Below are 18,229 nucleotides of genomic sequence, written 5' to 3'. Positions count from 1 at the left end.
GATGACAAGCTCGGCAGTATGATATAATATTGTGGATGTATTAATTGTATAAAAAGGAGATTGATAAAAATGGCTCAACAAACATTCAAAGTAACTGCAGATTCTGGAATTCACGCACGTCCTGCAACAGTTCTTGTACAAACTGCTAGTAAATATGATGCTGATATCAACTTAGAATATAATGGTAAAACAGTGAACCTGAAATCTATTATGGGTGTAATGTCTCTAGGAATTGCGAAAGGTGCTACAATCACAATCTCTGCTTCTGGTTCTGATGAAAATGATGCACTTGCTGCGCTTAAAGACACAATGAAAAGTGAAGGCCTAGGCGAGTAATGCAACAACTGAAAGGAATCGGTGCTTCAGCAGGCGTTGCAATTGCAAAAGCGTATCGTCTGGAAGAACCAGATTTAACAGTTCACCAAAAAGACATCAACGATCCAGAGACAGAAGTGAAGCGTTTTGAAGAAGCAATTCATGTTTCTAAACAAGAACTTGAAGCAATTAAAGAACATGCGCTAAAAGAGCTTGGCCAAGACAAAGCAGATATCTTTTCTGCCCACCTTCTTGTGTTAAGTGATCCTGAACTGCTTAACCCAGTAAAGGATAAAATTAGTGCTGACAAAGTAAATGCTGAATTTGCTTTAAAAGAAACAGCGACGATGTTTGTTACAATGTTCGAAGCAATGGACAATGAATACATGAAGGAACGTGCAGCGGATATTCGCGACGTCACAAAACGTGTTATTGGACATTTGCTAGGCGTTGACATTCCAAATCCAAGCATGATTTCTGAAGAAGTCATCATCATAGCTGAAGATTTAACACCTTCTGATACTGCTCAGCTGAACAGACAATTTGTTAAAGGCTTTGCGACAGATATCGGCGGTCGTACTTCTCACTCAGCGATCATGGCGAGATCTATGGAGATTCCAGCAGTTGTTGGGACAAAAGAAGCAACAAAAACGGTGAAAAACGATGATCTGATCATTGTGGATGGTATTACTGGAGACGTCATCATTCAGCCTTCTGAAGATGAAGTGAAAGCGTATCAAAAAAAGCATGAAGACTACTTAGCTCAAAAAGCGGAATGGGCGAAACTTGTTGACCAGCCAACGGTTACAAAAGACGGCGTTCACGTAGAGCTAGCTGCAAATATCGGAACACCTGAAGATGTAAAAGGTGTACTTGATAATGGCGGCGAAGCAGTCGGATTGTACCGTACTGAATTTTTATACATGGGCAGAGACCAGCTTCCTACAGAAGAAGAGCAGTTCGATGCGTATAAAACCGTTTTAGAGAAGATGGAAGGGAAAGCAGTGGTTGTCCGCACACTAGATATTGGTGGCGATAAAGAACTTCCATACTTGCAGCTTCCAAAAGAAATGAACCCATTCCTTGGCTATAGAGCTATTCGCCTTTGCCTGGAAGAGCAGGAGATTTTCAGAACTCAACTACGCGCCTTACTTCGTGCAAGTACATATGGAAACTTGAAAATCATGTTCCCTATGATTGCGACATTATCAGAATTTAGAGAAGCAAAAGCCATTTTACTTGAAGAAAAAGAAGCATTGGTTGCCGCCGGTACAGACGTTTCTGATTCCATTGAAATCGGAATGATGGTAGAAATTCCATCAACGGCTGTCATCGCAGACCAATTTGCAAAAGAAGTAGATTTCTTCAGTATTGGAACGAATGATTTGATTCAATACACAATGGCTGCTGATCGAATGAACGAACGAGTGTCTTATCTTTACCAGCCTTACAACCCAGCGATTTTACGTCTCATTACGCTTGTGATTGAAGCAGCGCATAAAGAGGGTAAATGGGTCGGCATGTGCGGTGAGATGGCAGGAGATGAAATCGCAATCCCGCTTCTACTTGGATTAGGATTAGATGAATTCTCAATGAGTGCAACATCCATTCTTCCAGCTAGAACACAGCTAAGCAAGCTATCTAAGGAAGAAGCTGCATCATTTAAAGAGCATATTTTATCACTTAGCACAACAGAAGAAGTGGTTGATTTCGTCAAGAAAACATTTCAACAGAACTAAGTGAATGAAAACCAGACAGGTGAAACTGTCTGGTTTTTTTGTCGAATTTTATCATATTGAGTCATATTGGGCAGTGAGAAGGGCACCCTATAATTAAAAAATGGAGGTGACCAGATTGCCTTTCTCAGACTATAAACCGGGTGATCAAGTATATGTCATTTATCGAAATCCACATGCTGCAAACGTAGCACAAATTAAAGAAGCAGAAATTGTTTCACATCCATACAACGAAGAAGAGCTTGCCCTATTTTTACTTGAAACGTATCATCCACTAGCTCCCGATGATGCTGTTTTTCCAACATATGAAGAAGCAGAAGCTCTTTATCAAGACTTGTTTGAATAAGGGAGATTTTAGAAAGGATAAAAGCCATCCTGTGCGGTTAAAGTAACGGTATGAAAACCTTAAAGGTAAGGATGTGCTTAATATGATCAAACCTTTCGTTCCTCAGCTTGTTTACATTGAACCACGGGCGTTAGAGTACCCGTTAGGACGAGAGCTGAAGGAAAAGTTCGAGGGTATGGGAATCGAAATAAGAGAAACGACCTCACACAACCAGGTAAGAAATATTCCGGGAAAAAATGACTTGCAAAAGTATCGTAATGCGAAGTCAACGCTTGTCATTGGTGTGAGAAAGACATTGAAGTTTGACTCGTCTAAACCATCTGCAGAGTATGCGATCCCATTTGCAACAGGATGTATGGGACATTGTCATTATTGCTATTTGCAAACAACAATGGGAAGTAAGCCGTACATTCGAACGTACGTCAATGTAGAAGAAATATTAGATCAGGCTGAGCAGTACATGAACGAGCGAGCACCTGATATCACAAGATTTGAAGCATCTTGTACTTCAGACATCGTAGGAATTGACCATTTGACACATACCCTCAAACGAGCGATTGAATACTTCGGGCAGACTGACTTAGGAAAGCTTCGCTTTGTCACGAAATTCCATCATGTTGATCATCTGTTAGATGCAAAGCATAATGGCCGGACAAGATTCCGTTTTAGTATCAATGCCGACTACGTTATTAAATATTTTGAGCCTGGAACATCACCGCTTGATCAGCGGATTGAAGCGGCTGTAAAGGTCGCTAAGGCAGGCTATCCTCTTGGGTTTATTATTGCTCCCATCTACATCCATGAAGGCTGGCAGGAAGGATATAAAGTTCTATTTGAAAAGCTCGATGCAGCCCTTCCTGAAGATGTGAGAAACGATATCACCTTTGAGATGATTCAGCACCGCTTTACAAAGCCCGCAAAGCGTGTGATTCAAAAAAACTACCCGAAATCAAAATTAGAATTAGATGAAGAAAAAAGAAGATACAAGTGGGGTAGATATGGGATTGGAAAATATATCTACCAAAAAGATGAGGAACAAGAACTAAGAGAGACGTTAGAATCATATATTGATCAGTACTTTCCATCTGCAAAAATTGAATATTTTACTTGAAACAAGCCATAACGGCTTGTTTTTTCTATTTAAATTTTCTTACAACTATTGAATGCGCTATCGATTTTGCCGATATATAAAATAAGGAATGAAAGTAGGATGTAGGGGTGAGGAGATGTTTAAGAAACTTCAAGTGAGAATAGCTGTTTTCATCTCAGTTATTTTAATTTTAACCGTTGTGGCTGTTCAAGTGGGATCCAATTTAGTATTAACACCACTAATTGAACGAGATGCAAAAACCACCGCAGCAGCAACTGCAGAAAGCATGAAAGACATCATTACAGAAAAGCTTGATAATTATGGCAATACTATTAATAAACTCGCAACAAGTAAAATGACTGAAGAATTTGCGCAAAAACAAACAAAACAAACATTGGCTTTTGAAAACGATGAACTAAAAAACCTGCAGGAACAGGATAAACTCATATCGTTTGCCTATATTGGAACAAGTGACGGCAAAATTTTTGGCTTCCCAGAGTTCGATCTTGGCGAAGGGTATGATCCATCTAAACAAGGTTGGTTTAAACAAGCAGCCGAAAAGCCTGATCAGGTCGTTTGGACAGATCCATATATTGATGAAGCAACGAAAAAAATGATTGTCTCAGCCACGAAGGCGATTGTGAAAAATGGAAAGGTTATTGGGGTCGCTGGACTTGATTTGAAGCTAACCTCGATTCAATCCTATATAAATGAGCAAGAGATTCCTTATAAGGGAACCGCTTTTTTAGTTGATGGCAAAGGGACAATTTTGGCGCATCCAACAGAGCAAGGAAAAAATATATCCAAGGTCGCTTCTGTGAAAAAAGCGATCGACAACTCAGGTATTGATGACAGTAAAGAACTGACGGTCACATCTAAAATCAAAGAAGCCAATTGGACGGTTGGTGTCAGCTTTGAGAAAAAGAAACTGCTTTGGGTCACAGAACAAATGAATCAGACAAGTATCATTATATCCGTCATTGCCATTATTCTTGCGATGATTCTCAGTTTCTTACTGGCAAGAAGCATTACAACACCAATCAAGCGTTTAATAGAACATGCTCGTAAGGTGTCAGAAGGAGATTTAACAAGCACGCTTGAAGCGAAGTCCCAAGATGAAATTGGTTTCCTCACGAAAAGCTTTAATCAAATGACCGAGGACATCAGGGAGTTAATTGAAAAAGTGAAAGGGGCTTCAGATCAAGTTGTGGAATCAGCGGATGAAGTGACCCAAATTTCAAATGAGACCTTGCTTTCTAGCGAACAGATTGCAACGGCCATTCAAGAGGTGGCCACAGGGGCGTCTAAGCAGGCATCAGATGCAGAAACGATTAATGAGAAATCAGAGCAATTGTATGAGAAAGTGCGCCATATGGGTGAGCTCGCCACACAAATGCAAACCAACTCAAAATCATCGGAAGATGCAAGCTATAAAGGACTTGATGCACTTGGTGTGCTCGTCCAAAAATCAACACAAGCGAGCGATGAATCGAAAAAGGTTGAGCAAATGCTGCTGGATCTTGAGCATAAAACGAAAAATATTGAAAACGTCGTAACTGCCATCTCTGAAATCTCTGATCAAACGAATTTACTTGCACTGAATGCAAGTATTGAAGCGGCGAGAGCAGGAGAAAGCGGACGAGGATTTGCTGTAGTTGCAGAAGAAGTCAGAAAGCTTGCTGAACAATCTGCACAGTCAACAAAACACATTAGTGAAACCGTCAAACTCATTCAAGATGAATCGAAGAAAGCGGCGGAAGCGATGACAGCAGCAAGTAGAATGAATGAGGAACAAGGTGATGCCATTAATGCAACAGGTGAGGCACTCAGCAGCATCACAATGGAAATGCAGGCACTTGTCGGTTCAATCGATAGCATTCATACACAGATCAATGAAATGACAGAAGAACAGCAGAAGATGAGTGAATCCATTCAAAGTATTGCTGCTATTTCAGAAGAATCTGCTGCCTCAGCTGAGGAAGTGCATGCGTCTACAGATGAACAAGTTCAAGCGTTAGAAAGAACGAAAACCTCAACTGAAATGCTAAACGAATCAAGCCAGGCACTGCGTCAGGCGGTTGACCGATTTAAGGTGTGATTCGCGGAAAGGAACCTTGCGACGTGAGCAAGGTTCTTTTTGTATGATAAAATAAAACTAGAGGAGGTGCTGACATGGATGTCAAACTAACTGGAAAAAAGCATTGGTCGCTGCAAGCAGTCAAGGTATCGGAAAAGCGATTGCCTTTGCTCTAGCAAAAGAGGGAGCGGATGTAATGCTCTCGGGAAGACATGAACAAACGCTGAAAGAAACAGTCAACGAGCTGTCTCCATTTGCCAAAGGACAGCTGACTTATCAAGTATGTGACGTATCTGACGCCAGTCAAATCAAGGCGCTTGTTCAAGCGGCGGCTGGCGATGAGCAGCGTCTAGACATTCTTGTGAACAATACAGGCGGGCCTAAAACAGGAACGCTTGACACCTTAACAGATGAAGATTGGATCGAATCATTTCAACTTCATTTACTCAGCTATATTCGGTTATTAAAAGAGGCATTACCGTATTTGAAAAAACGCGGTGCACGTGTGTTAAACATTGCGTCAATGTCAGTGAAAGAACCGATCCCAGGCTTGATGCTGTCGAATACATTTAGACCAGCTATAGTCGGCTGGACAAAAACAGCCGCTCAGGAGCTTGCAAAGGATGGTATTTTGATCAATACGTTAGCACCGGGAAAAATTGAAACAGACCGCGTCAAACAGCTGGAAAAGCACCGCGCACAAAGAGAGAATCGAACGGTTGAAGAAATCAAAGCACAGGCTGAACAAGCCATCCCGCTTGGCCGCTATGGACAGCCAGAGGAATTTGCAGCATATGCAGCTTTTCTTTTATCTGAAGCCAATACATATATGACAGGTCAAACACTGATCATTGATGGTGGATTGACAAAGTCTCTTTAAGGAGGAACAAGTGATGGCACAAATCAAAACGGTTGGTTTTATAGGAATCGGTGTAATGGGGAGCAGTATGGCAGGACATTTAATGGATGCAGGCTATGAAGTGATCGTTTATACAAGAACGAAAGCAAAAGCAGACGCATTGATTCAAAAAGGGGCGTCATGGAAGCCGGCAGTAAAGGACATTGCAGAAAGTGCAGATGCCGTCATCACAATGGTGGGATATCCATCGGATGTAGAAGAGATCTATTTAGGTGAAGATGGGCTTGTGGCACATGCCGCGCCTGGAACATATCTCATTGATATGACGACCTCGAAGCCTCAGCTTGCAAAAGAAATTGAGTTGAAAGCGAAGGAAAGAGGTGTATTTGCATTAGATGCACCTGTATCAGGCGGAGACATAGGCGCTCAAAATGGCACACTGGCCATTATGATCGGCGGAGAAAGGTCTGCCTATGAAGCCTGTCTGCCGGTATTTGAGCAAATGGGTGAAAACATTCAATACCAAGGACCGGCAGGAAGCGGTCAGCATACAAAAATGTGTAACCAAATTGCCATCGCAGCGGGGATGGTCGGTGTCGCAGAGGCAATGGCCTATGCCGAAAAATCAGGGCTTGATCCAGAGCAGGTGCTCAAAAGCATCACAACAGGTGCAGCCGGCAGCTGGTCTTTGTCAAATCTTGCACCAAGAATGCTAAAAGGCGATTTCGAACCAGGGTTTTATGTGAAGCATTTTATCAAGGATATGGGCATTGCACTTGAAGAAGCAGAGCTGATGGGGGAAGAAATGCCAGGGCTCTCACTTGCGAAGTCACTTTATGAAAAGCTGAGCGAACAGGGCGAAGAAAACAGCGGGACACAGAGCATCTATAAATTATGGGTCAAATAAAAAACTGCCCCGCCTATATGGAACAGTTTGCAGCGTGTAAACAAGCCCTAGCATTGCTGAAAAAGTAGACAAATTAAAAACCTGTCCCAAATAAGGACAGGTTTTTTTGATATTATTTTCCGATGAATTGCTGCGTCCAGTAGTTGCCAGATTTCACATAACCAACACCGATATGTGTATAGCTTTTGTTTAAAATGTTCGCTCTGTGGCCTTCACTGTTCATCCATGCTGTCACAACTTCTTGAGGAGATCTTTGACCTTGGGCAATGTTTTCACCTGCTGATTTGTAAGTGATACCGAATTGCTTCATTTGATCAAATGGAGATCCATAAGTTGGGCTTGTATGAGAGAAATAGTTTTTATCTTTCATATCTTGAGATTTAGCGCGAGCAGATTTGCTTAATTTAGAATCAACAGAAAGTGCCTTTAAACCTTGCTTTGCACGCTCTTTATTTGTAAGCTCGACCACTTCTTTTTCAAATGCATTTAAGCTGCTGTCTGCTTTTGATGCATTTGTGTCTTTTTGGTCAGCTTTTGTGTTGCTATTGCTGTTTGTGTTTTCTTTTGCTGGAGTGCTTGGTTTAGAAGCAGTTGGTTTTTTCACTGATTCTTGTTTTTGTTCTTGTTTTGCTTTGTTTACTTCTTTTACTACTTTTGTTCCAGTAACAGGTTGACCGCTTTTGATCAGCTTGTTTAATAGAGCTTCGATCTCTTTTTGATTTGACTTGCTTAGCTTGTTTACATCTGAAGAGATATGTAATTTTGCTGCTAATGTATGAAGATCAATGGCTTGATGCTGTACGTTTATCACTTGTTTCAGGTTAAGCTCCTTCGCATCAGCTGAATGTCCCCCAGTGAATGTGATGAGTGCAGCAGCTGTCAGCGCTGAAAAAAAGAATGATTTCTTCTTCATATTGTAACTCCTCCTAAAATCTTTGTTTTGTTTTCTCACAAAAAATCATACCATGGACTTTTTGTTATAAACGTACCAGCATCCTCCATTGACAATGCCAGTTTGTCATTTTTGTTAAAGTCATAGTAAGAGCCTCTTCATATCAAAGGATGGGGTATCCTTCCATTTAAAGAAAACGACATAAACATACCAATATTTTAAAGTGTTAGTATATTTTTTTGCAGATTAGGGATTGACAGCTTTTTTTCACTCGTTTCGCTGTAACAACTATTACAAAAGTGTTACAATAATGAGTGGTAATTGTAAAAGATTGAAAAGGATGAGAGGAGCTACATAAGTGGGAGAGAAACAGCATCAAGGTGCTGCCGAGCAAAAAAGATTGAAGCGCCGGAACGCCTGGAGGATTAATCTCTTTTTCTTCGCTGTATTTAGTTTATTTGCTGGACTTGTGATCAAGCTTGGTGTGCTGCAAATCGTCAATGGTGAAGATTATAAAAAGCAAGCCAACCGAACAGAGGTCAAAACGGCATCATACCCATCTCCAAGAGGAAAAATGTATGACGCGAGAGGAAGAGTCGTCGTTGATAACGAAAGTGTACCTGCTATCGTTTATACATCAGAAAGCGGTGTGAAAGCGGAGGATAAGATTAAGGTAGCAAGAAAACTTGCGACTTATATAAAAATGGATACTGATTTTTTGAGAGAGCGTGACATTCGAGATTTTTGGCTGGCGAGCCATCCGAAAGAAGCGGATAAACTCATTTCAAAAGCGGAGAAAAAAGATATCGATGCAAAGGATGTCTATCCGCTTCAAGTAGAGCGTGTCCCAAAGAAAGAAGTCAAGGCGATTGAAAAGGATGCAGAGGAAAAAGCTGTTGCGGCGATCTACCGTAGATTTACAGGCGGATATGCCTTTGAGCCTCAAATCGTGAAGGCAATGGACCCAAACGAAGAGAAAAAAGGGAACGAAAAAGTTGCTTTACTCGATGAAACGAAAGAATCAAAACAGACTTCATCCGTGAGTTTGACCTATGAAGAGATTTCACTTGTCTCAGAGCATCTTGATGAACTGCCAGGTGTGAACGTCATCAATGACTGGACAAGAAAATATCCGTATGAAAAGACCCTTTATAATGTACTTGGCGGTGTGACCACACCAGAGCAAGGAATCATTAAAGAGCGCGAAGATTACTATATGGCAAGAGGCTACTCGCGAAATGACCGTGTAGGGAAGAGCTATTTAGAATATCAATACGAGGATTTTCTAAACCCTGAGAAAGCGACCGTTCAATATACACAGGTTGGCGGGAAGCTGCTCGATGAAATCAATCGGACAGAAGGACGAAGAGGACTTGATCTTGCGCTGACATTTGATATGGAGCTGCAAAAGGAAGTCGACAAAATCGTTGAATCAGAGCTTAGATCCGCCAGCGCGAGAAACTATATGATGGATCGTGCCTTTGTCGTCATGATGGATCCTCACACAGGGGATGTTCTCGCCATGTCGGGCAAGAAAATGGACGGCAGAGACGTCACAGATTATGCGATCGGAACATTTACGACTCAGTATGAAATGGGCTCTGTTGTCAAAGGAGCCACAGTACTTGGCGGTTATCAGGACGGGATGTCACACAACCAAGCCTATATGGATACACCGCTCTATTTTGCAGGAAGTAATGGAAAGCCGAAACAGTCTTACAAAGTTCTTGGATGGGTTAACGACATTCAGGCACTCCAAAAAAGTTCCAACGTGTACATGTTCCAAGTAGCGATGAGAATGGCCGGCATTACCTATCAAAAGGATGGTCCGTTACCTGCAAGGCCAGAGCACTTACAAAAAATGAGAAACTACTATGCGCAATTCGGTCTTGGCGTGAAAACAGGGATCGACCTGCCGCAGGAATCAAGCGGGATGCAGACGCATCCTAAGACGGTCGGCGGACTCTTACTTGATGAAGCAATTGGTCAGTATGACACGTATACACCACTTCAAGTGGCACAATACATGTCGACAATTGCCAATGGAGGCAGCCGTATTCAGCCAAGAGTAGTGAAAAGTGTTCATCTTCCAACGAAGAAGGATGAAGTAGGCCCAGTCGTAAAAAAATATGAGCCGAAGGTGCTGAACACGATTAACAACTCGAAAGCAGATATTGACCGCGTAAAAACGGGTCTGAAAATGGTCACATCAACAGGCGGAACGGCCGCTGGCCGGTTTGGTCAGCATGATGTCGCAGGAAAAACAGGTACGGCGCAAACCTTCTACTATGGTGCCAACCGCAGCTGGTGGGGAAATTCAACGTACAACTTAACCTTTGGAGGATATTATCCTTCTTCTAATCCAGAGGTGGCGTTTAGTGTCGTGACACCTTATGTCTCAGATAAAGATCCTGTTATTAAAAACATCCCAAGTAAAATTGTGGATAAGTACGTTGAATTACAAAAGAAATATGAAAAACAATAAACCGCAGGGAGCACAGCAGCAGAAAGTGCTCCCTTTTTGCTGAAAATATGGACGTTTCCCTCGATGACAGAAGGAAAATACGGGTTTTCTAGCGAATCTTTTTTATACATCAATCTAAGGACAACCCTAAAAAATGAAAAGGAGGGTCGGACGACGATGGAACAACAAATGAAAGATTCGAATCAATTGTATTCGAACATCGATTTACATGCCGTTCTTTCTTCTAATGGCCGCTTTCTCTACATTTCTTCCAACTGTAAGCAGCTTTTGCTCTATGAACAAAAGGATTTACTAGGGTGTTTTTTGAAAGACTTTGTTCATACCGAAGATCAATTTCTCGTCGAAAGTTATTTTTACAATCAGCACATGCTAGAGGTTTGCCACTTTAGACTGCTAAGAAGTGATCTGACAGCTGTATGGATCGAAGCAAGCATTGACTTTGTTGCTTGCGATGGGTTAGACGACGAAGTAAGTAGAGAAATGATCCTGAAAATGAGGGTGCTGGATACTGAGCCCCAAAAAGCAGCATTTCAAGAAGCATCAAAAGTAGTAGAACAGTCGCTAGGCAGTCTGCCGGCTTTCCAAAATGTCGGTGAAGCTGAACAATTGATTGCCATGCTGCCAAATCCGTTATGTATTACGACTTTAGGGAAAATTGTGTATGCGAATGATGCGATGCTGCAATTAATGGGGATAAGTGCAAGAGATGACATGATCGGCAAGTCCGCGTTTGATTTTATTGCTGAAGAGTACCATGATATTGTTAGAAGCCGCATAACAAGGCTGCAGCAAGGCCTTCCAGTCGGAATGATTGAACAGATATGGAAGCGTCAAGATGGGAGCAGTATTCATATTGAGGTAAAGTCATCACCGACGATTTATCAAAATCAGCGGGCAGAGCTTTTGCTGCTCGTGGACATCTCATCCCGTAAAAAATTTCAAACCGTTCTTCAAAAAAGCCGGGAGCGGTATCAGCTGCTCATTCAAAACTCTATTGATACGATTGCAGTCATCCATGATCACAAATGGGTGTTTATGAATGAATCAGGCATTAAATTATTTGAAGCCGAGCATTACGATAAATTAATAGGAAAGGATATCTTTCATCAGATCCATTCCTGCGATCAGCAGAAGGTCAAAAAGAGCTTATCACGTATTATTGAAAGAGCATCAGATTCCGAGATTGTCACGATGAGCTGCCATACGTTTAAACATAAGCTGATTTATACAGAAATGGTATGTATCCCAACTACATTCTTTGGAGAAACAGCGGTTCAAATTATTTTAAGAGATATATCCGAACGTAAGCAGACAGAAGAGCTCATGCTCCGCTCAGAAAAATTATCGATCGCAGGTCAATTGGCGGCTGGCATTGCACATGAAATCAGAAACCCCTTGACCGCCATCAAAGGCTTTTTACAGCTCATTAAACCGAAAACAAAAGATCGAGATCAATACTTTGACATTGTTTTCTCTGAGCTAAGCCGAATAGAAATTATCTTGAGTGAGCTGCTAATGCTGGCGAAACCGCAGCAAACGTCCTCAATGCAGACGCTTGATTTGAAAAAAATCATCAGCGAAGTCACGGCCTTGTTAGAAACACAAGCGAACTTAAATGGCATTTTAATGAACACAAGTGAGATAGAGGATGGTCTTCTGATGAACGGGGATCAAAATCAGCTCAAGCAAGTGTTTATCAATTTAATCAAAAATGCCGTAGAATCCATGCCGGACGGAGGAAAGGTAGACATCACGGCCAAAGCAGAAAGTGATGGAATACTTGTCACCATTCGTGATGAAGGGGTCGGCATTCCTGAAACAGTTATGAAGCGGATTGGAGAGCCCTTTTTAACCACAAAGGAAAAAGGAACCGGACTTGGTCTCATGGTCACATTTAATATTTTAGAAAATCATAACGGGACGATCCGTGTAGATAGTCAGCCTGAAAAGGGCACCGTATTTCACATCATGTTTCCTGCAAAATAAAAACAACGGCAAGAGAGCCGTTGTTTCAATCTAGCGAATGAATGGAACGTTTTTCAAGTACAAATTGTTCTAGCCGGTCAAGTCCTTCTTTCAGCGTTTCAAGTGAATAAGCATAAGACAGGCGCACATACCCTTCGCCGAGTGGAGAGAAAGCAGAGCCTGGGACGACCGCAAGTCTTGTACTTTCTAACAGCTCCATGCAAAAATCAAAGGAACTCATCCCAAACGATTCAATGGATGGAAAAATATAAAAAGCGCCAGAAGGTTTAATCACCGGAAGCCCCATAGAAATGAGCCGATCATATACATAATCGAGTCTTTTCTTATATTGCTCTCTCATGATCAGTGCATCATCCACACCATTTGTCACAGCTTCAAGTGCTGCCTTTTGTGAGACAGCCGAGGCACAAGACACGTTATATTGATGTACTTTTAATACATGTTTAGCAATTGGAGCTGAAGCAAATAAAAAGCCAATTCTCCATCCAGTCATGCTATGAGATTTAGACAGTCCATTGATGACAATGGTCTGTTCTTTTAAGAAAGAGGCAATTGATTGATGCGGCCGGTCAAATGTCAGCTCGCTGTAGATTTCATCGGATAAAATAAAGATGTCTTTTCCTTCAAGGAGCTGGGCAATTTCTTTCAATTCGTCTTCTGAAAGCGTGACACCAGTCGGGTTTGAAGGGTAAGGAAGAACCACACACTTTGTCTTTTCCGTTAATGCATCCTCAATCAGCTTGGCATTCAATTTAAAGCCGGCATTCGTTGTGTCAATATGTACGGGCATGGCACCACACATTCGAATGATCGGTTCATATCCGGGGTATACAGGTCCAGGTAAAATGACCTCGTCTCCTTCTGTTAAAATGGTTCGAAACGCAGCATCAATTGCTTGACTTGCACCTGTTGTCACAATGATTTCTGACTCTGCATCATAATCAAGATTCACTTTCTTCTTGATATAATGCTGAATCGCTTGTCTTAGCTCTAGGAAACCAGCATTGTGAGTGTATGAGGTGAAATTCTCGTCAATGGCTGCTTTGGCAGCTGTTTTGACATGATGCGGCGTATAAAAATCGGGCTGACCTATCGTCAATGAAACGACATCCTCATATGACGATACGAGATTTGAAAATGTTCGAATGCCAGAAATTTCAATATCCTTTACTCTTGGATTCAGCAAATGCTCCATTTCTCATCACCTTAAAAATTTATGTTTTTATCCTATTTTACCATTCACTGCATAAATGTCACCTGCGAAAGGCACTGGATATCGTTATATGTAGTCTATTCTCCTATCCATCACCGCATGAGTGATATATTGAAGAAAGAGCAACATTTATTATAGCGTAACCTCAAGAGAAAATACAGGCTGTGATGAAGATGATTAGAAAACGTCAAAACTGAGTAAACTGAAAGAACGTGAGAATCAGGGTCATGGGAATGGCTTTCATAGACATACGATCTCCTAAAGGAGGACGATAGATGGAACAATCAGCGAAGACATCGAAAATCGCGTTTCTATCCGTGCTGAGCAACACATTTGTTGTCATTTTAAAAATCATTGTGGGTCTCTTAACCGGATCTGTTGCGGTTTTATCAGAAGCCATTCATTCGTTTCTCGATTTAATGGCGTCGTTTATTGCATTTATTTCTGTTCGTATTTCAAGAAAGCCAGCAGATTCTAAACATCCTTATGGACATGGAAAAGTCGAAAATATTTCTGGAACGATTGAGACCCTGCTGATTTTCGTTGCTGGCATTTGGATTATATACGAATGTGTTCACAAATTAATGCATCCAGAGCCAGTTAAGCTGCCCGTGCTTGGCATTGTGGTCATGCTGCTAGGCGCGCTCATCAATTTTGTTGTATCGAGGATTGTGAACAAAGAGGCTGAGCGAGTACATTCAGTCGCCATGAAATCAAATGCATTGCACCTTTTAACGGATGTGTATACGTCACTAGGGGTGGCATTCAGTTTATTGCTTGTAGCATTAACCGACTGGTATTTCCTAGACCCGATCATTGGAATGATTCTGGCCCTCTTTATTATGCGTGAAGCGTTTAAACTCATGAAGGAAGCCTTCCCGCCGCTTGTTGATGCTCGTTTAACACCAGAGGAAGAACAATCAATTGAAGCGATCATTCAAGGATTCAGTCAAGAATTCATTGAATATCATGACTTTCGAACAAGGCGGTCTGGTGCAGAGGAATATATTGATTTCCATTTGATTGTAGATGGAAAGACAACCATTGAAGATGTTCACCAATTATGTGATCGAATTGAAGAGAAGATTCAGCTCGAATTTCCGCATGCGCAAATCTTTATTCATGTGGAACCTGAAAGTGAAAGAAGCTCACAAACGTAAAAAAGGCGATCAACCTATTCTCGAGGTTGTATCGCCTTTTTTTACGCTTCATCTATGAAATGAAATCAATATCCATAAGCAGTATCGTAGTCTTCGTACCAAGAGATATAAACTGTGTCTTCGTTTGACAAACCATGCTTCATATCTAAATAATCAGCTTCGCAAATATCTTCAATTACAGTCATTTCGTTGTTCTTTAATAATACGACAGTTCCCATCATGAACACCTTTCTTTAAAAAATCCTTGACTATTGTACCATTTGAAGAATCATTGTCAACAGAAGAATGGAAACAAGACGAAAATATCACAAAATGTTAAAAAATCAGGAGGTAAAAGAACTAGAAGTGCCATGATTTTCACAAATTTTCAGTATTTATTCACATAAATCATTTAGATCAAACTGATCTAAAATGTATGTAAAAATGTAAAGCTGCATTGATCTTGCTATATTCATAGGATATAATAACGAATGATTATAAGAAATTTATAGAAAACATACATAATAAAGGAGAAATAGGATGGAAACCAACATAACAGAACCACACATTCTAGAAAAGAAGCATCCTGAGCTAGCAGGCGTAGGCTATCGTTTTCTTGCACATCTTTTGGACGGTATCATTATTAGTGTACCATTTTCATTCATTGTATTTATTCTGGCAACACTCTTTTTTGTCTCAAGCCCTGAGGCGGCATTTTTAATGTATGATGATAGCTATTACTATTCTTCAACGGTGATTACGGATGAAGAATGGGCAGTCATTATGGGCCTTATCTTTTTCTATGGCGTAACGATCTTAGTCGGTATCGCGGTGACTTGGCTGTATTATGCGATCATGGAATCATCAAAGCTGCAAGGAACTCTTGGCAAGATGGCTCTTGGAATCAAAGTGACAAAAGTCACGGGTGAAAAGGTCACGTTCGGGCGCGCGACAGGCCGCTTTTTTGCAAAAGGCTTTTTGTCTCCAATCTTATGTATTGGCTACATCATTGCGTTTTTCACAGAAAAAAAACAAGCACTTCACGATTTGATTGCAAGTACCATTGTTGTGAAGAAATAATCAAAAAAGCACCTCTGCTATAAGGGGACTGACCCCATAAAGTGAGACAAATAAAAAACACCTTCAAGTTTGAAAACGGATCGTTGTAATCCGAAATAAAACATGGAGGTGTTTTTTCTATGGGACAAGAATCAGTTATCCGGTTAAAGTCAAACAGAAGGCTGTAGACATGAGATTGGAAGGCGTATCTATGAAAGAGGTCATGGGAATTGGATATGAAGAATAAGACGCAGGTTCAGACATGGGTGAGGTGGCATAAGGCTGGGGATACACACCGGTTCGAACATCCTGTTGGAAAACAATATACTTATGGAAAGGATCCCGAGTACTCTTCCGAATTAGAGAGACTGCAGGCAGAAAATCGCTATCTGAGTCAACAGAATGAAGTTTTAAAAAGTACAATGAATTGGAAAGGAAGTTGATAAGGAAACGTCAATCAAACTAGTAGAAAAATTGTGCAAAATGATGACAGTACAGGACATTTGTGTCCATTTAGACAACTCATGCGCTTCGTACTATAGATGGAAAAATCTGACAAAATCATTCTAAAAAACAAGTAGAGGAACAAATCGGCATGTTGTGCGAGAGCACAAGTATCGATATGGATAACTAAACAACCAATTACCGATCAACTCTCGGCAATTGGCTGTATAAAGGTGTTTTGATCCCTGTCTCAAAAACGGGGGTCAGTCCCCCACTGGAGCCTGCTTTTTTATTTATTGTTGCTTAACAGTAATTTTTAAGGTATTTTTCAGTATATGCTAAATCAACAAACATAATATTTACGCCTACATCAACTTTCTTATATTTGTTTTTAACTGCCCATGCAACAGCACCAGAAGTTCCAGCAGTAATAGCCGCAGCGGCTCCAGCACCCCATGGTCCAGCAGCAGCAATTCGACTTGTGTACCAACCGATATATCCGGCTGCAAATCCACCTGCTACTATGGCATTCATGCTTCTAACTTTCGGTCCTAATTTGAGGTGTAAACCTACAAAACCTAATGTCTGCATGTCACCTTTTTTCTCATTCTCTTCAAAGCTAAATTCTTCTGATTTCATTGAAGTCATTAGTAGACTGTCGTGTTCTGAAATTCCCATTTCCATAAGGGTTTCTTTATCAGCTGTAAAATGAATATTTCCATCCTTATCTAATTCGAAGTAATTAGATAGTTTCTCTGCTAATTCCAATTGTTTTTTATCTATACTGACTGGATGGGTCTCATTATTACCTTGACTGGCATAACTAATCGTTGGAGAAGAGAAACCAAATGTAATAGTAAGCACACATAACACTACTAGAAATTTTTAAAACATACGTACCACTCCTATTTGTTTCTGGGGTAACGCATACATGATATTTCCTTCTATTGGGGTGGAATACTTAGAGGTTAAGGAGAGTAATAAAATGTATTTATTCTTATTCACTTTGATTTACTGTGTAATCACACATATTTTTAATTTGTCCTATGAGATTTCTTTTGGGGTGTATTTTATTGGTCTAGGTTTGATCAAAGGACTTTCCAGTGGGGAAATTAAAGACATCTTTAATTTCAAAAAGACAAGGGATGTGTTCAAAGAAAACAGATTTATAGATTCTTTGATGGAATTGTTTTCTTTGGTAATAGTGTTTATTAATGTATACATAATTGATTATGAACCATTCTCTCCCTTTGAGTTTGTTTATACTTTTTTCTTGATTGTAGTTCTGTACAGGTTCCTATTTTGGGGGATCATAAGAGAGTCTAAAAAATGGTTGCATAAAGAGTCGTAAGAGACATGGACTTATAAAAATCACTCACTTTCTTTGATATATTCCCATGCTACTATTTATTTCTATTTAATTGGTAATATTATGGAAAATTTATTTTTCAGTTGCGGTGTCCGCAATATTGGTTCTTTTAAATGATTCCTAAAATTTGATGGTGAGATACCGTCGAAAATTCAAAAGTGATTGCGAGATGCTGAAAATTTTCAAAATTGGAACGAGTATGGATTTTTTATATTGCAAATTATGCTAGTATTTAACATAAAAAGAGATGTTGAAAGGGGAGAGTTCTTGTATGAAATTTAATGCCTTACTGCTTTCAATCGTTTGTGCTAG

15 protein-coding genes and 1 pseudogene are annotated in these 18,229 nt (G+C 40.5%); 12 read left to right on the top strand and 4 right to left on the bottom strand.

Annotated features, from left to right (window positions below):
- The first annotated feature begins 69 nt into the window (after positions 1–69).
- The 7 genes from ACP69X_RS07510 to ACP69X_RS07480 all read left to right on the top strand — a co-directional run bounded on the left by ACP69X_RS07510 (position 70) and on the right by ACP69X_RS07480 (position 7,330).
- A complete protein-coding gene (locus tag ACP69X_RS07510; RefSeq protein ID WP_003211078.1) occupies positions 70–336 on the top strand; it encodes a phosphocarrier protein HPr in 267 nt (88 codons plus the stop codon).
- Positions 336–2,054 carry a phosphoenolpyruvate--protein phosphotransferase gene (gene ptsP / locus ACP69X_RS07505; protein ID WP_041085009.1) on the top strand — a complete coding sequence of 573 codons (1,719 nt, stop codon included), beginning with the start codon at positions 336–338 and terminating at the stop codon, positions 2,052–2,054. The genes ACP69X_RS07510 and ptsP overlap by 1 nt, the downstream gene beginning before the upstream one ends.
- 115 nt (positions 2,055–2,169) lie before the next feature.
- On the top strand, positions 2,170–2,397 hold the full coding sequence (locus tag ACP69X_RS07500; RefSeq protein ID WP_003211490.1) for a transcriptional regulator SplA domain-containing protein: 228 nt from the start codon (positions 2,170–2,172) through the stop codon (positions 2,395–2,397).
- Between the two features lie 82 nt (positions 2,398–2,479).
- On the top strand, positions 2,480–3,508 hold the full coding sequence (splB, locus tag ACP69X_RS07495) for a spore photoproduct lyase (protein ID WP_041085008.1): 1,029 nt from the start codon (positions 2,480–2,482) through the stop codon (positions 3,506–3,508).
- 115 nt (positions 3,509–3,623) lie between these two features.
- Positions 3,624–5,585 (top strand): methyl-accepting chemotaxis protein, encoded by a 1,962-nt coding sequence (locus ACP69X_RS07490; protein ID WP_269103706.1) that lies wholly within the window; start codon positions 3,624–3,626, stop codon positions 5,583–5,585.
- 103 nt (positions 5,586–5,688) lie between these two features.
- Positions 5,689–6,444, top strand: coding sequence for an SDR family oxidoreductase (locus ACP69X_RS07485; RefSeq protein ID WP_426052559.1), 756 nt, complete (start codon positions 5,689–5,691; stop codon positions 6,442–6,444).
- Between the two features lie 13 nt (positions 6,445–6,457).
- The gene (locus ACP69X_RS07480; RefSeq protein ID WP_073979423.1) at positions 6,458–7,330 is read left to right on the top strand and encodes an NAD(P)-dependent oxidoreductase; all 873 of its coding nucleotides are present in this window, start codon (positions 6,458–6,460) and stop codon (positions 7,328–7,330) included.
- 112 nt (positions 7,331–7,442) lie between these two features.
- Here ACP69X_RS07480 and ACP69X_RS07475 read toward each other — a convergent pair whose 3' ends face one another.
- On the bottom strand, positions 7,443–8,243 hold the full coding sequence (locus tag ACP69X_RS07475) for a CAP domain-containing protein (protein WP_039178119.1): 801 nt from the start codon (positions 8,241–8,243) through the stop codon (positions 7,443–7,445).
- Between the two features lie 337 nt (positions 8,244–8,580).
- On the opposite strand from ACP69X_RS07475, the gene ACP69X_RS07470 reads away from it, so the two are divergent.
- Together ACP69X_RS07470 and ACP69X_RS07465 are read left to right on the top strand one after the other, a co-directional pair.
- Positions 8,581–10,707 carry a peptidoglycan D,D-transpeptidase FtsI family protein gene (locus tag ACP69X_RS07470; protein WP_426052558.1) on the top strand — a complete coding sequence of 709 codons (2,127 nt, stop codon included), beginning with the start codon at positions 8,581–8,583 and terminating at the stop codon, positions 10,705–10,707.
- A gap of 156 nt (positions 10,708–10,863) precedes the next feature.
- A complete protein-coding gene (locus ACP69X_RS07465; RefSeq protein ID WP_426052557.1) occupies positions 10,864–12,693 on the top strand; it encodes a PAS domain-containing protein in 1,830 nt (609 codons plus the stop codon).
- A 25-nt stretch (positions 12,694–12,718) separates the two neighbouring features.
- Here the strand turns inward: ACP69X_RS07465 and ACP69X_RS07460 are convergent, their stop codons facing one another.
- On the bottom strand, positions 12,719–13,888 hold the full coding sequence (locus ACP69X_RS07460; protein WP_041085002.1) for an aminotransferase A: 1,170 nt from the start codon (positions 13,886–13,888) through the stop codon (positions 12,719–12,721).
- Positions 13,889–14,181: 293 nt separating this feature from the next.
- On the opposite strand from ACP69X_RS07460, the gene ACP69X_RS07455 reads away from it, so the two are divergent.
- Entirely contained in the window at positions 14,182–15,066 is an 885-nt protein-coding gene (locus ACP69X_RS07455; RefSeq protein WP_039178125.1) for a cation diffusion facilitator family transporter, read from the top strand.
- A 65-nt stretch (positions 15,067–15,131) separates the two neighbouring features.
- Here the strand turns inward: ACP69X_RS07455 and ACP69X_RS07450 are convergent, their stop codons facing one another.
- Positions 15,132–15,284 carry a hypothetical protein gene (locus ACP69X_RS07450; protein ID WP_269103701.1) on the bottom strand — a complete coding sequence of 51 codons (153 nt, stop codon included), beginning with the start codon at positions 15,282–15,284 and terminating at the stop codon, positions 15,132–15,134.
- 301 nt (positions 15,285–15,585) lie between these two features.
- Here ACP69X_RS07450 and ACP69X_RS07445 point away from each other — a divergent pair, with 301 nt between their 5' ends.
- The gene (locus ACP69X_RS07445) at positions 15,586–16,125 is read left to right on the top strand and encodes an RDD family protein (RefSeq protein WP_073979427.1); all 540 of its coding nucleotides are present in this window, start codon (positions 15,586–15,588) and stop codon (positions 16,123–16,125) included.
- Between the two features lie 169 nt (positions 16,126–16,294).
- A pseudogene (locus tag ACP69X_RS07440) lies at positions 16,295–16,731 on the top strand (IS3 family transposase); the annotation flags it as partial.
- A gap of 120 nt (positions 16,732–16,851) precedes the next feature.
- On the opposite strand, the gene ACP69X_RS07435 reads toward ACP69X_RS07440, so the two are convergent.
- Positions 16,852–17,412, bottom strand: a complete 561-nt coding sequence (locus ACP69X_RS07435) for a hypothetical protein (protein WP_426052556.1) — start codon at positions 17,410–17,412, stop codon at positions 16,852–16,854.
- Positions 17,413–18,229: the final 817 nt, after the last annotated feature.

The sequence above is a fragment of the Bacillus sp. DC4300-2b2 genome, from assembly GCF_049895685.1.
GTDB classification, from domain to species: domain Bacteria; phylum Bacillota; class Bacilli; order Bacillales; family Bacillaceae; genus Bacillus; species Bacillus safensis.
This window is presented reverse-complemented; position numbering and strand designations above follow the sequence as displayed.

Bases quoted from the DNA above. Each gene is read 5' to 3' on its own strand.
- ACP69X_RS07510 (WP_003211078.1), top strand. From the start codon at position 70: ATGGCTCAACAAACATTCAAAGTAACTGCAGATTCTGGAATTCACGCA.
- ptsP (WP_041085009.1), top strand. From the start codon at position 336: ATGCAACAACTGAAAGGAATCGGTGCTTCAGCAGGCGTTGCAATTGCA.
- splB (WP_041085008.1), top strand. From the start codon at position 2,480: ATGATCAAACCTTTCGTTCCTCAGCTTGTTTACATTGAACCACGGGCG.
- ACP69X_RS07490 (WP_269103706.1), top strand. From the start codon at position 3,624: ATGTTTAAGAAACTTCAAGTGAGAATAGCTGTTTTCATCTCAGTTATT.
- ACP69X_RS07480 (WP_073979423.1), top strand. From the start codon at position 6,458: ATGGCACAAATCAAAACGGTTGGTTTTATAGGAATCGGTGTAATGGGG.
- ACP69X_RS07475 (WP_039178119.1), bottom strand. From the start codon at position 8,243: ATGAAGAAGAAATCATTCTTTTTTTCAGCGCTGACAGCTGCTGCACTC.
- ACP69X_RS07465 (WP_426052557.1), top strand. From the start codon at position 10,864: ATGGAACAACAAATGAAAGATTCGAATCAATTGTATTCGAACATCGAT.
- ACP69X_RS07460 (WP_041085002.1), bottom strand. From the start codon at position 13,888: ATGGAGCATTTGCTGAATCCAAGAGTAAAGGATATTGAAATTTCTGGC.
- ACP69X_RS07455 (WP_039178125.1), top strand. From the start codon at position 14,182: ATGGAACAATCAGCGAAGACATCGAAAATCGCGTTTCTATCCGTGCTG.
- ACP69X_RS07450 (WP_269103701.1), bottom strand. From the start codon at position 15,284: ATGGGAACTGTCGTATTATTAAAGAACAACGAAATGACTGTAATTGAA.
- ACP69X_RS07445 (WP_073979427.1), top strand. From the start codon at position 15,586: ATGGAAACCAACATAACAGAACCACACATTCTAGAAAAGAAGCATCCT.